Below are 12,219 nucleotides of genomic sequence, written 5' to 3' on the forward strand. Positions count from 1 at the left end.
CGACGTTAAATTACCGTCGGACGCAATAATCTTGTCGAGCGAAAAACGCCAGCAAGAAACAGAAATGGAGGGATGGGGCGATCGACGGGACTTGAACCCGCGACCCTCGGTACCACAAACCGATGCTCTAACCAACTGAGCTACGATCGCCGCGAAGGCCGTGCCCCTAGCGGCACCGCAGGCCGTTCGTCAAGCGGTTCAGAAGCGACCGTCGACCGACAGGGTACGCGCCGCGCCGTTGACCGCAAAGCCTGCGCCGTCCAGCCGCGCCGCGATCGTCGGATCGGTGGGAATCAGCGTCAGGTCAGCGCGATATCGCCCGTCGGGCCAGAGCCGCAGGTTGACACCCTCCCCCGCACCACTGGTGAGCGGAAGAAGCAGCGCACCCGCATCGCAGCGCGCGCTGCCGCTCAGCGCGCCAGGCAGCGGCTGGCCGAGAAACGCGCCGGCGAGCGTCGCGCGAACGCGACCTTCCGCAACCTGACACGTCCCATCGACGAAGCGCACCGTCACGCCGTCGAGATTGAGGGCGGAGACGGGAAGCGGGGCAAAGGCGTTGCCGGGCGAAAGCGGCCCGGTGGCATCGACCACCGCCGCACGGTTGCGTCCGATCTCGACCACGCCCGCCAGCCGTTGCGCAGGATCGCTCGAGTCGCTCGCCAATGCGATCCGTGCGCGCCCGATCAGCAGCGCGACCGGTGACAGCCCCGCGTCGAGATCACCCAGTGCGATATCGCCGAACCGCGCCTCGACCAACCGCCCCGACCACAGGCTGCCAGTCACCTCGCGCGCCGCAAAGCCCTGACCGTCGAGCCCGCTCCAGCCGAGTGCCAGCCGCAGCGGAAGAAAGACGACCATCGCCGCCGCGAACAGCGCGAGGAACAGCGTGCGGCGGCCGGTGGCAAGCGGAATACGCATCAAGCCCCCCGCGACCGTAGCGTCATCGTCGCGGTGACGCTGCCCGCGCCATTGCCGGAGACGCTGAGCGAATCGACCAAAATCCCTTCTGCTTCCAGCCCACTGATCCATTGCATCAATGCGCCGGCGCGCGCGGTGGCGATCGCGGTGTGAACACGGTCCGGCGCCTCGACGTCGAGACTGGCCAGCGTGAACCCCGCAGCATCGGCGCGCGCGCGGACGATATCGGCGAGCGGCGCCGACAGCGGGATCGCACGACGCTGCAACGCCTTGACCTGCCGCAAGCCAGCCTGCGCGGTGCCGAGCCGGATCACCGCATCAGTATAGCGCTCGCGCGACGACGACAGGCCGTCACGCACGGGCCGGATGACCGCGCCCCACACCAACGTCACCGCCGCCAGTGCGACCATGACCAGCAACAGCCGCCGTTCGCGCAGCGAGCGTCCGTCGAACCACGCCTTCAACGCCGTCATGGCCGCACCGTCATGTCGCCGGTCAGCCGACCGCCCGATTGCTGGAAAACGCTTGATTCGACGGTAAAGCCCGCGTCGGCAAGCCGCGACTTCACCGTGTTCGCCTGCGCCTCGCCCGCCAGCGACAGCGAGACGCGCAGCGCGCCGTTCGGCTCGAATTGCAGCGCGGTGATCTCCGTGTCGGGCACCGCCTCCACGATCGCGTAGATCGCCGCGGCGGTGCGGGTAAAGCCCTGCCCCGGCCCGCGCAGCGCCGACAGCCGCTCGCTAAGCATGCGCGTCGCATCGCCTTCGCCGGTGCCGCGCGGCAGCCCCTGACGCGCGATCGTCGCGGCGCGCGACTCGATCGCGTCCGCGCCGAACGAATAGCGCATGATCCGCACGACATCGATCGCGAGCGTCGCGAGCAACGTAAGCCCGGCGAGCACCGCCAGCCGGCGCACCAGCGCCCAGTCAATCGCGGTGCGTCGACGGCGGCGCGCGAACGCACCTTGGCGCAGGTCGATGATCGGCTCCGCTACCGCGTCGATCGCGGCAGCGCGGAGCGCGGCGGGGTCGAGCAGGCGCGGGGTTTCACCACGTGTCACCAGCCCGGTGAGCACCGGCTCGTCCGCCCAGCCGGTCGTGCGACCGCGCGCCACCACCTGCCCCCCCAGCTCGGCCCGGACATAACCTTCCTCCGGTTCGGGGAGCAGCAAGGGGGCGGGCACGACCGCCGCCGGATCGACCCCGCCGCGCGCCAGTGCTGCGAGCCAGCCCGCCATCCGCGCCGGTGCGACGACCGCGATCGTCCGCTCGCCGTCGCGTTCACGTCCCACCGCAACGTGGAGATCGTGCGCCGGCTCGGCGGTCGCATCGCTGACCACGATCCGCGCCGCCGCCAGCGCCTGCGCCGGGGAGCGGGCGGGCAGCGTGGCCCAGTGCAATGTTACCGCATCGGCTGGCGCGACCGCGACGACGCGATCCTCCGCCATCACTTCGGGCAGCCCCTCGCCCTCGCGCTCGACCGCATTGTCACGGATCCGCCACCAGCGCCACGGCTGCGAATCGTCGGGAGGCAGGAAGAGGAGCGTCGCAAGGGTCATGGTACATCCCCCCATTGCCGCGTCACGAGCCGCACGGGAAGGGTCCGCGCGTCGATCAGCCCTTCCTCGTGCAATTCAGCGCCGCCATTGCTCACGTCGATCCGCAGCGCGAACCATTTGGTGGTCACCGCCGTCTGCGATTGCGCGCCGATGTCGGTCGCGCCGCCCGCGCTTGCCATTTGCGCCCAGAATTGCCCGGCCTGCGCATAGCCGCCTGGTGGGCGACGCAGCAGCAGCCCCTGCGCCTGCGCGACTCCCAGCGTGTCGGGCAGCAGCATCGCGAGCAATGGTGCCTGTTCGGGGAGTAGGGTATTGATGTTGAGCACCGACTGCCGCGCGATCGGCAGCGTGCAGACCCATGGCCGGATGAGCTTGTACGCTTCGGGCGTGACGCCCTTTACGGCGCGCAGCTCGCTGACATCCGCCATCAGCGTGCCGCCGGTGCGATAGCCGCGATAGGCGCTGTTCTCGGCCCCGCCGGGCAGCGGATCGTCGTCGCTGTCGAGCCAGTCGGCGGTCGCCACCGCGATCGCGTCGCCGTCGGGCACACGCAGCAAGCGTAACAGCCGCTGGAAGCGGACGAGTGCCTGCGGATTAACGAGATAGGCATCCCCGTAGCCAAACGTGACCAGCCCGTTGAGGTTGAAGCAATTGCCCCCGTCGGTGACGCGCGCGGTGGCGGTACCGCCGGGAATCGGCAGCCCGAACGGCCGTCCGCTCCATCCGCCGGTCAGCGCGACGCGGTCGCGGCTCTGTTGCAGCAATGTGGAGACGCGCCGCGTCGCCAGCGTTTCGGCGGCATAGGCATAGCCGCGCGCGGCATCGAGCGCGACCGCATTGGCGGCAAGCCGGGTCGACAGCCGCAACCGCTCCAGCGCGGTGGTCGCCATCACCGCGATCACCGCGACGAGCAGCAAGACGGTCAGCAGCGCGGCACCGCGCTCGCCCAGCCTAGCGCGGCGCATCGATCGCACCTGCCGGAGTGCTTCCCGGGATGCCGGCGGCGGGCGCTTGCTGACCGTTGTTGGTGTCGTCAGCGGCGCGCGGCGCGCCGGTGCCGACGAGGAACAGCAGCCGGTAGGATTGCCCGCCGGTGCGCACCAGCGTCAGCTCCATCGCCTGCGGCAGTGTCGCGCGCTCGTCCCCCTGCCACGTGTCGCTCCACGCCCCGGCATAACGGAAGCGGACGCGCACCTCCTGCACGCGGTCGACGAGCAGGGCGGCAGGGAGCGGCGCGGCACCGTCGAGCGCGGGATAGGCGACCCGCTCGATCCCGTCGGCGGTCAGGCGATAGTCGACCTTCTGCAAGGTCGCGCGCGGGGCCTGGTCCGGGTTCGCCCAGCCGCCGCGCACGAAGCGCAGGATCGGCTGGGCGCTGCGATCGCCCGAGAAAGCGGGGAACAGCGTCCCCGCGGCATCGCGGGTCGGGCGATCCTGCGCCTGCGCCATGTCGGCGGTCATGATCGAGACCAGCCGGTTGAGCGCGGCATTGTCGTCAAGCGCCGCGCCGGTCGCGCCCTGCGCGCGGACGCTGAACGCCAGCAACGCGACCCCGGCTGCGGCGATCATCCCGAAGATCATCAGCGCGATCATCACCTCAACGAGGGTGAAGCCCGCTTCGTGGCGGGTCCGGCGCGTCATGGCCCGACCCGCGTCCGGGCGATCGGCGCGGGTGGCGGCCGGACCATCGTCGCGCGGCCCAGCACCGCGCCGCCCGCGTCGCTGACCGCGACGTCGATCCGCTGGACGTCGCCATCGCCGAGCGGCTGGGTCTCGCGCACCCACGTCCAGTTGCGCCCGCCGGCCTGCTCCACCCCGCTCGCCCGCCCGCGCGTCGGTGGCTGCGCGTCGGTGACCGCCTCGATCGCGACGTTGCGCGCGACGATCTGCGCGAGCAATGTCGCGGACACGAAGCCGGTCGAGCGGATCGTCTGCCCCTCCAGTCGGATCAGCGCGAGCGCGGCGAGGCTGAAGACGATCAGCGCGACCATGATCTCGACCAGGGTGAATCCGCGCGGACGCGGATCAGCCGGCGACACGGACGGTCCCGTCGGCGTCGATCACCACGTCAGTGCGCATCCCCTCGCGCGTCAGCGTCACCGTCATCGCGCGATCGGCGAGGCCAGTGGTATCGAAGGTCAGCCGGTCTCGCGCCGGGCCGGTGCTCGCGGTGCCGGGCTTCCAGCGCTCGACCTTCAATGCGCCGTCGAGCGGGGTCCATGTGCCGCCGCGCCACTGATCGAAGCCATAGCCGCCCGGCGTCACCCATAGGCTGACGGGGCGCGCCTCGACGATCGCGGCATCGTGCGCGGCACGGGTGCGCACCGCGAAGCGCGTCGCCTCGTCCATCAGCCGGCCGCGCGTGTCGGGCATCATCAGCACCGCCGCCGCCGAGGCGAGCCCGATGACGGTGATGACCACCATCAGCTCGATCAGCGTGAAGCCGCGCTGGCGCAGCGGGCGCGGCCGGAGCGCCTTACTGCCAGGACCCGATATCGGCATCGATCCCCTGCCCGCCGTCCTTGCCGTCGGCCCCCAGCGTCCAGACATCCGCCGCGCCGTGCTGACCGGGCGAGGCGTAAAGGTACGGCCGGCTCCACGGATCCTGCGGCAAGCGCTTGATATAGCCGCCGGCCTGATAGCGCGCAGCGTCCGCCCCCGCGGGCGGGGTGACCAGCGCCTGCAACCCTTGCGTCGTCGTCGGGTAATTACCCATCTGCAATCGGTAGAGTTCGAGGCCCTGCTCGATCGTCGCAATGTCGGCCTTCGCCTTCTGGATACGCGCGGTGTCCCCCGAGGGCAGCACGTTGAGCGCGACGATCGTCGCGAGCAGGCCGATGATGACGATCACGACCATCAATTCCACCAGCGTGAAGCCGTTGCGCTTCTTGCGGCGGTTCTTCTTCTCAATCGACATAGGCATTCTCATTGTCCGGCCAGCGTGTTGAGCTGAAGGATGGGGAGCAGGATCGATAGCACGATCGTTGCGACGATCGCGCCCATGATGACGATGATGAACGGTTCGAGCAGCGACATCGCGGTGGCGGTGAAGCGGTCGAATTCGCGCTCCAGATAATCCGCGGCGCGCTCCAGCATCTCGTCGAGCCGACCCGCCGCCTCGCCGCTGGCGGCGAGGTAGACGAGCAGCGGCGGGAACACGCCCGCACGGCGCATCGCCGCCGACAGGCTGCCGCCGCCGCGGATCGATTCGGTTATCTCGTCCGACGCCGCCTTGAGTCGGCGGTTGCGGATCGTGCCCGCGGTGAGGCTAAGCCCTTCCAGCAGCGGGAGACGGCTGGCGACCATTGTCGAAAGTGTGCGCGCCATTCGCGCCGCATGGAGGTCGCGGAACAGCCGCCCGAGCAGCGGCACGCGGAGCAGCCACGTATCGAACGCCAGCCGGATCGGCGGCTGACGCAGCGCCGCCCATGCGCCGAAGCCGAGCGCGACGAGCACCAGCAGCATCAGCCACCACCAGCCGACCAACACGTCCGAAAGGCCGATCACCAGCCGGGTGAGCAGCGGAAGTTCCTGACCGACGGTGTCGAATTGCTCGACCACCTGCGGGACGACGAAGGTCATCAGCGCGAGCACGACACCGAGCGCGACCGCGGCGAGCACCGAGGGATACGCCATGGCGGTCAGCAACTTGCCACGGATTTCTGCCTGGCGTTCGAGGAGCGTCGACAGTCGCTCCATGATCTCCGGCAGGCTGCCCGAGCTTTCGCCCGCCGCGACCATCGCGCGGTAAAGCGGGGGGAAGCTTTTCGGCTCGCGCGCCATCGCGTCGGCGAGGCGGCGGCCCTCGACGACCGCGCTGTGGACGGTCTGGACGATCGCGCGGACGCTTTCCTGCTCGGTCTGGCGGGTGATCGTGCGGAGCGATTCCTCCAGCGGCGAGACGCGGTTGAGCGTCGCCAACTGGCGGGTGAACAAGGTCAATTGCTTGCCCGACATCTTCGCGCGGCCGAGTTCGAGCCCGAACAACGGGCGGCTGCGCGCCTGCGGGGTGCTGCCTGGTTCGAGGCGGACGACGTACAGCCGCTTGCGGTCGAGCGCGGCGCGCGCGGCGTCCATGTCGGTGGCGCTGACGTGGCCGCGCGTCTCGTTGCCCCGGGTGTCGATCGCGAGATAGTCGAAGTCAGCCATTGGAAACAAGCCGTTCGCTTCGAGCCGAGGGTCGAGCGAAGTCGAGACCCGGGGTCGAGAAGACTGTGGCCCCAACCTTCTCGACGGACGCATCTCGGCTGCGCTCGATGCTGCTCGAAGCGAACGGAAGATAGGATTCAGTGCGCATCGGCAATCGCCGCTTCGGCGGCGTCGGCGTTTTCGCTGCGGGAGACGCGAATCGCTTCTTCCGCAGTGGTTTGACCGCTCTCCACCAGCCGGCGCGCGGCGATCGCCAGCGTGTCGTTGTTGGCGAAGGTGTGCCGCGCGATGGCGTCTTCGTCGCCGCCCTCGTTGATCAGGCGGCGGACGGTGGCGTCGACGCGGACCGCCTCGTAGACCCCGATCCGGCCACGGAAGCCGGTTCTGTTGCAATTCTCGCAGCCTACCGCCTCGTAGACGGTCGTTGCCGGATCGATGCCGAGCAGCGGCGCAATCGTCGCCGATGCTTGCACCGGGCGCGCGCAATGTTTGCACAGGCGGCGCACCAGCCGCTGCGCGATCACCGCGCGCAACGTCGAGGCGAGCAGGAACGACTCGACCTTCATGTCCCGCATCCGCGTGATCGCGCCGACCGCATCGTTAGTGTGGACGGTCGACAACACGAGGTGCCCGGTCAGCGACGCCTGCACCGCGATCTCGGCGGTTTCGCGGTCGCGGATTTCGCCGATCATCACCACGTCCGGGTCCTGGCGGAGGATCGCGCGCAAGCCTGCCGCGAAGGTCAGCCCGACCTTGGCGTTGACTTGCGTCTGCCCGACGCCCTCGACCGCATATTCGACCGGGTCCTCGACCGTCAGGATGTTGCGGCTGCCGTCATTCAACAACCGCAGCGCGGCATAGAGCGTCGTCGTCTTGCCGCTGCCGGTCGGCCCGGTCACCAGCACGATGCCGTTCGGCTCGGCGATCGCCTCACGCAGCAGCGCGTACATCGGCGCGCTCATTCCGAGCGCGTCGAGGTCGATACCGGCATTCTCCTTGTCGAGAATACGCAGCACGACGCGCTCGCCCGCGCGGCTCGGCAAGGTCGAGACACGGACGTCGAGCAATTTGCCACCGAGCGTCAGCCCCATACGTCCGTCCTGCGGCACACGGCGCTCGGCGATGTCGAGCCGGGCCATGACCTTGATACGGCTGACGACGACCGGCGCGACATGCGGCGGCATCCGCAGCGTCTCGCGCAGCACGCCGTCGATGCGCATCCGCACGACGAGCCCGGTTTCGTAGGGCTCGATATGAATATCCGACACGCCGTTGCGCGCGGCGTCGGCGATGATGCCGTTGATGAGCCGGATCGCGGGCGCGTCGTCGGCGGTGTCGAGCAGATCCTCGGCGGTCGGCAGCCCTTCGGCGAGCAGATCGAGTTCGTCGCCCATGCCGACCGCGGCGGCGGCGGTCGCCTGCCCGTCCATCGCGTAATTCTCGCCGAGCAACCGGTCGAACGCGGCGGGCGCGACCACCGCGACATCGAACGCGCGCCCGAGCACGCGCCGCACCTCGATCAACGCGCGCGGATCGCTGCCCTCGCGCAGCGCCACGCCGTCACCGTCGAGCACGACGCCGAATTTGCGCGCGAACGCATAAGGCAGCGCGAGCGGCGGCACGACCGGCACCATATCGGTCAGCACCGTCGCACCGTCCGGCGAGGGCGGCAGCGGCGCGGCAGCCGCGTCGATCTCCGCGCCGGTGCGCAGGATCATTTGCGCTTGCCCCCGGTGATGACGCTGGTCGAGTTGCGATAGACCGGCACGCCGACGCGCGGGTCCTCGATGCTGCCGGGTTCGCCGACCGGCGGCAGCGGCGGAGTGGCGCCCATGTAATCGCGGACCAGTTCGTCGATCGACGGCTCCGACGCCGGGTCCTGCAAGCCCTGTTGAAGCCGCAGATAGCCGTAACGGCGCTCGGTGACGCGGCGATTCTCCTCCGCCGAGCGGATCACGGTCGGGCGGATGAAGATCATCAGATTCGACTTGGCGCGGGTCTTGGCCTTGCTCTTGAACAGATTGCCGAGGATCGGAATGTCACCAAGGAACGGGATCTTCTCGATCGTGCGCCGCTCCTCGTCGGAGAGCAGCCCGCCGATCACGCCGATCGCACCGTCGTCGACCGTCAGCACCGTCTCGACCTCGCGCTTGTTGAGGATCAGGTCGGAATTGTTGCTGCTGACCGGGCCGGCGATCGAGCTGACCTCCAGATGAAGGTTCATCTTGATCGTGCCCGACGAATTGACCTGCGGGCGGACGTCGAGCCCGATGCCGACGTTCTGGCGCTGCGTGGTGCGGAAGGCATTGTCGAAATTGTTCGACAGCGCCTCGCCAGTGGTGATCGGGATTTCCTGACCGACCAGCGTATGCGCTTCCTGATTGTCGAGCGTCATGATCTGCGGGACTTGCAGCAGGTTGGACTGCGTGTCGCTCTTCACCGCATTGATGATCGCGCCGAAGACGGTGCTGCCGATCTTCCCGCCGAACCCGCCGAAGCCGCCCTGCGAGCCGATGATCGAGCTGATCGCCGATTGCGTGAGGGTGTTGGAGGCGGTGTTGTTTACGTTGGTGGTGGTGCGCGTGCCGTCCGGCGCGACAACCGTGGTTTGCGTACTGCCCAGTTGCTGCGCGCCGACCGCGCCCGCGATCTGGAGGATGTTCGGCGCGGAATTGCTGAACGTCGAGGCGGCGAACGCGCCGCCGTCGATATTGCCGAGCAGGAATTGCGCGCCGAGCCGGTTGACGGTGCTGTCCGACACTTCGGCGACGATCGCCTCGACCAACACCTGTTGCCGGCGCTGGTCGAGCTTGCGGATCACGTCGGCGAGCTGGCGCTGGACGTCGGCGGGGGCGGCTACGACGATCGCGTTCGCGCCGGCATAGCGCGTCACCACCGCCGCGGTGCGCGCACCCTCGCCGCGGATCGCAGCCTGTTGCGGCTGGCTGCCCGATTGCTGCGTCGCGGTCTGTTGCGACTGGCTGCGCGTCGCGGGCTGCGGGGTCGCGCCAACCCCGGTCGCGCCGGTGCTCGACGTGCTGAGGCCGGTGCGGCTGAGCCCCTGTTCCTGCACCGCATCAGGCGCCTGGCCGACGAGTTGCTGGAGCACCGGCAGCAATTGGTTGGCGTCGGCGTTTTCTAGGAACACGACGCGGATCTCGGTGGCGTTGCGCGCGCTCTGGTCGAGTTCGCGCGCGAGCCCGGCGAGCCGCGCGACGGTCTGCGGGTCGCCGCGCAGCGCCACCGCATTGCTGCTTTCGATCGCGACCGCCGAGGCCCCGCCGGTCGCCGCCGCCGCGCCGCCCTGCGCGCCGCCGCCGAGCAGCCCGGTCAGCGCGGTCGCGACCTCGCTGGCGCGCGCGTTCTTGAGCGCGATGATCCGCGTCGCCGAGGTGTCGGCGTCGATCCGCCGCACCACTTCACGGACGCGGCGGACGTTGTCGGCGAAATCGACGACGACGAGGCTGTTGCCGCCGCGATTGGCGGTCACCGAGCCCTGCGCGCTGACCAGCGGGCGGACGGTGTCGACCGCCTGCGCGGCGTCGACCGAGCGCAGCCGGATGATCTCGGTGACCAATTGGTTGCGCTGCGACCCGGCGAGGCCGATCCGCCCCGGCTGGCTGGCGGCATTGTCGATCGGCTGGACGCGGAACGCGCCATTGGCGGTCGGCACCGCGATCAGCGCGTTGGCGCGCAGCGTCGAGAGAAACACCTCCAGATATTCGCTGCGCGACAGCGGACGGTCGGTGACGACGGTCACCTTCCCCTGCACGCGATTGTCGATGATGAAGGTGCGCCCGGTGACCTTGGCGGCGTCGGCGATGAACGCGCGAATGTCCGCATCACGCACGTTGAGCGTGGTCTGCGCCAGCGCGGGCTGTGCGGCGGCGACAAGAGCGAGCGGGGACAGGAAAAAGGCGAAGCGGTTCATCGTGTTACCGGAATGGTGAGCGGCAGCGGCTGCCCGCCGCGCTCTACCGTGAGGGACAGGGTGCCGCCCGACGCGCGCGCGCGGGTAAGCATGTCGAGATCGGACGGGCCGCTGATCGGCCGGCCCGCGACGGTGGTGATGACGTCGCCGTCGCGCAGGCCGGCGGCGCGGAAGGCGGCGCCGCCCTGACCGCGCACGGTGACGCCGGTGACCTTGCCGCCTTCGATGCGCGGGATCGCGTTGATCTCCGTACGGAGTTGCTGCGGCGAGACGTTGGCGGCGCCGGGCGCGATCGGACCGCCGCTGGGCGTTTCGAGCGGCGCGGCCGGGCCGGGCGCGCCGGGCGGCGAACCGGGTGGCGGAGGGTTCTGCGCCGCATCGCCCGACGGAGCGGTGACGATGCCGCTGCTGCCCGACTGATCGAGGAACAGATCCTCGCTGCGGCCGCCGCGGTCGAGGGTGACATGATCGAAGGCCACCGCCTTCAGCGTGACGCCGGGCACCACCTCCTCGCCGACCGCGACGCTCTTCTGCACGCCATCGGGACCGGCGATGATCGCCGCGCCGCGCGCCTGAGCGCTGTCCATGCGCGTGCCGAACAGGGTGAGCTGGAGCGAGGTCACCGCGCTCGGCCCCTGCGCCTGCGCCGCGCCGCTGACGCGGTAAAAGGGATCGAACCCGGCCAATACGCCCGCCGGATCGGCGGGCACGGTCGGTCCGGCGGGCACCCACGCGCCGAGCGGCGCGACCGGCGTCAACATGACCCACGCCAGCCGCGCGCATTGCACCGCCAGCGCCGTGAGCAGCGCCAGTTCCGCCGCGGAATAGACATTAACCACGGGCAGCCGCCGCAGGATCGCCCGTGCACGGGCATCGAACTTCAATCGCATCGGCCTGGCCAACTCCCCGCGAACGGCCGCTAGGTAAACCATCTTACGTAGGTATTACGAGTTTGTGTAATATTTCTGTGCTTGGGAGGCCGCCTCCACCTGTGGCACTAACCCGCCATGGCCACCGATCCGATCGCCGCCCGGCTTGCGACCCTGCCCGGCTTCCAGCGCCTGCCCAGCCCGAAGCTGACGTTGTTCGTCAAACGCGAATTCCTGTCGCCCGAGACGTGCGCGCATCTGATCGAGTTGATCGACATCGGCCGACGTCCCTCGACGATCGCCGACCCGAACGGCGACTCCGCCTTCCGCACCAGCGAGACCTGCGACCTGCCCGCCACCGATCCGGTGGTGGCGCACGTGGATGCGGCGCTGGCGGCGGCAACCGGGCTCGACCCGCTGCATGGCGAGCCGGTCCAGGGGCAGCGCTACGCCGTGGGGCAGGAATTCAAGGCGCATACCGATTATTTCGAGCCGAACGGCGCGGACTTCGCGCGCTATTGCAGCGTGGCGGGCAATCGCACCTGGACCGCGATGATCTATCTCAACGAGCCCGAGGCGGGCGGCGCAACCCGCTTCAAGGCGGTCGACAAGACGATCCAGCCGGAGCTGGGGAAGCTGGTCTGCTGGAACAATTGCCGCCCCGACGGGACGCTCAACCCGGCGACCCTTCATCACGGGATGAAGGTGCGCGCCGGCACCAAATACATCATCACCAAATGGTATCGTGAGCGTGCGTGGGGCTGGTGAGCCGGCGCGCCGATGACCGACGCGCC

The 12,219-nt window shown here is 69.4% G+C and carries 13 protein-coding genes and 1 tRNA gene; 1 reads left to right on the top strand and 13 read right to left on the bottom strand.

Annotation, left to right across the window (positions count from 1 at the left end):
• Window positions 1-73: 73 nt before the first annotated feature.
• From ACI2JO_RS02740 to ACI2JO_RS02800, 13 genes are all read right to left on the bottom strand, one after another.
• Window positions 74-150 (bottom strand) — tRNA-His (locus ACI2JO_RS02740).
• A 48-nt stretch (window positions 151-198) separates the two neighbouring features.
• Window positions 199-918, bottom strand: a complete 720-nt coding sequence (gene gspN / locus ACI2JO_RS02745) for a type II secretion system protein N (RefSeq protein WP_404719215.1) — start codon at window positions 916-918, stop codon at window positions 199-201.
• On the bottom strand, window positions 918-1,391 hold the full coding sequence (gene gspM / locus ACI2JO_RS02750; RefSeq protein WP_404719216.1) for a type II secretion system protein GspM: 474 nt from the start codon (window positions 1,389-1,391) through the stop codon (window positions 918-920). The genes gspN and gspM overlap by 1 nt, the downstream gene beginning before the upstream one ends.
• Window positions 1,388-2,476 carry a type II secretion system protein GspL gene (gene gspL / locus ACI2JO_RS02755; RefSeq protein WP_404719217.1) on the bottom strand — a complete coding sequence of 363 codons (1,089 nt, stop codon included), beginning with the start codon at window positions 2,474-2,476 and terminating at the stop codon, window positions 1,388-1,390. Before gspL ends, gspM begins: the two co-directional genes overlap by 4 nt.
• The gene (gspK, locus tag ACI2JO_RS02760) at window positions 2,473-3,441 is read right to left on the bottom strand and encodes a type II secretion system minor pseudopilin GspK (protein ID WP_404719218.1); all 969 of its coding nucleotides are present in this window, start codon (window positions 3,439-3,441) and stop codon (window positions 2,473-2,475) included. Before gspK ends, gspL begins: the two co-directional genes overlap by 4 nt.
• A complete protein-coding gene (gene gspJ, locus ACI2JO_RS02765) occupies window positions 3,428-4,117 on the bottom strand; it encodes a type II secretion system minor pseudopilin GspJ (RefSeq protein WP_404719219.1) in 690 nt (229 codons plus the stop codon). Before gspJ ends, gspK begins: the two co-directional genes overlap by 14 nt.
• Window positions 4,114-4,515: a type II secretion system minor pseudopilin GspI gene (gene gspI / locus ACI2JO_RS02770; protein WP_404719220.1), complete on the bottom strand. Its 402-nt coding sequence runs from the start codon at window positions 4,513-4,515 to the stop codon at window positions 4,114-4,116. Before gspI ends, gspJ begins: the two co-directional genes overlap by 4 nt.
• Window positions 4,502-4,978 carry a GspH/FimT family pseudopilin gene (locus tag ACI2JO_RS02775; protein ID WP_404719221.1) on the bottom strand — a complete coding sequence of 159 codons (477 nt, stop codon included), beginning with the start codon at window positions 4,976-4,978 and terminating at the stop codon, window positions 4,502-4,504. The genes gspI and ACI2JO_RS02775 overlap by 14 nt, the downstream gene beginning before the upstream one ends.
• Window positions 4,953-5,393, bottom strand: a complete 441-nt coding sequence (gspG, locus tag ACI2JO_RS02780; RefSeq protein ID WP_404719222.1) for a type II secretion system major pseudopilin GspG — start codon at window positions 5,391-5,393, stop codon at window positions 4,953-4,955. The genes ACI2JO_RS02775 and gspG overlap by 26 nt, the downstream gene beginning before the upstream one ends.
• Before the next feature lie 8 nt (window positions 5,394-5,401).
• On the bottom strand, window positions 5,402-6,625 hold the full coding sequence (gene gspF, locus ACI2JO_RS02785; RefSeq protein WP_404719223.1) for a type II secretion system inner membrane protein GspF: 1,224 nt from the start codon (window positions 6,623-6,625) through the stop codon (window positions 5,402-5,404).
• A gap of 137 nt (window positions 6,626-6,762) precedes the next feature.
• Complete coding sequence (locus ACI2JO_RS02790; RefSeq protein ID WP_404720310.1) at window positions 6,763-8,259, bottom strand: GspE/PulE family protein; 1,497 nt, start codon at window positions 8,257-8,259, stop codon at window positions 6,763-6,765.
• A gap of 80 nt (window positions 8,260-8,339) precedes the next feature.
• Window positions 8,340-10,556 (bottom strand): type II secretion system secretin GspD, encoded by a 2,217-nt coding sequence (gspD, locus tag ACI2JO_RS02795; RefSeq protein ID WP_404719224.1) that lies wholly within the window; start codon window positions 10,554-10,556, stop codon window positions 8,340-8,342.
• The gene (locus ACI2JO_RS02800; protein ID WP_404719225.1) at window positions 10,553-11,446 is read right to left on the bottom strand and encodes a type II secretion system protein N; all 894 of its coding nucleotides are present in this window, start codon (window positions 11,444-11,446) and stop codon (window positions 10,553-10,555) included. The genes gspD and ACI2JO_RS02800 overlap by 4 nt, the downstream gene beginning before the upstream one ends.
• Window positions 11,447-11,563: 117 nt before the next feature.
• Between ACI2JO_RS02800 and ACI2JO_RS02805 the strand changes: the two genes are divergently transcribed.
• Window positions 11,564-12,193 carry a prolyl hydroxylase family protein gene (locus tag ACI2JO_RS02805; RefSeq protein WP_404719226.1) on the top strand — a complete coding sequence of 210 codons (630 nt, stop codon included), beginning with the start codon at window positions 11,564-11,566 and terminating at the stop codon, window positions 12,191-12,193.
• Window positions 12,194-12,219: the final 26 nt, after the last annotated feature.

The organism is Sphingomonas sp. NPDC079357, from assembly GCF_044901155.1.
Taxonomy (GTDB): domain Bacteria; phylum Pseudomonadota; class Alphaproteobacteria; order Sphingomonadales; family Sphingomonadaceae; genus Sphingomonas.

Bases quoted from the DNA above. Each gene is read 5' to 3' on its own strand.
- gspN (WP_404719215.1), bottom strand. From the start codon at position 918: ATGCGTATTCCGCTTGCCACCGGCCGCCGCACGCTGTTCCTCGCGCTG.
- gspM (WP_404719216.1), bottom strand. From the start codon at position 1,391: ATGACGGCGTTGAAGGCGTGGTTCGACGGACGCTCGCTGCGCGAACGG.
- gspL (WP_404719217.1), bottom strand. From the start codon at position 2,476: ATGACCCTTGCGACGCTCCTCTTCCTGCCTCCCGACGATTCGCAGCCG.
- gspK (WP_404719218.1), bottom strand. From the start codon at position 3,441: ATGCGCCGCGCTAGGCTGGGCGAGCGCGGTGCCGCGCTGCTGACCGTC.
- gspJ (WP_404719219.1), bottom strand. From the start codon at position 4,117: ATGACGCGCCGGACCCGCCACGAAGCGGGCTTCACCCTCGTTGAGGTG.
- ACI2JO_RS02775 (WP_404719221.1), bottom strand. From the start codon at position 4,978: ATGCCGATATCGGGTCCTGGCAGTAAGGCGCTCCGGCCGCGCCCGCTG.
- gspG (WP_404719222.1), bottom strand. From the start codon at position 5,393: ATGTCGATTGAGAAGAAGAACCGCCGCAAGAAGCGCAACGGCTTCACG.
- gspF (WP_404719223.1), bottom strand. From the start codon at position 6,625: ATGGCTGACTTCGACTATCTCGCGATCGACACCCGGGGCAACGAGACG.
- ACI2JO_RS02790 (WP_404720310.1), bottom strand. From the start codon at position 8,259: ATGGTGCCGGTCGTGCCGCCGCTCGCGCTGCCTTATGCGTTCGCGCGC.
- gspD (WP_404719224.1), bottom strand. From the start codon at position 10,556: ATGAACCGCTTCGCCTTTTTCCTGTCCCCGCTCGCTCTTGTCGCCGCC.
- ACI2JO_RS02800 (WP_404719225.1), bottom strand. From the start codon at position 11,446: ATGCGATTGAAGTTCGATGCCCGTGCACGGGCGATCCTGCGGCGGCTG.
- ACI2JO_RS02805 (WP_404719226.1), top strand. From the start codon at position 11,564: ATGGCCACCGATCCGATCGCCGCCCGGCTTGCGACCCTGCCCGGCTTC.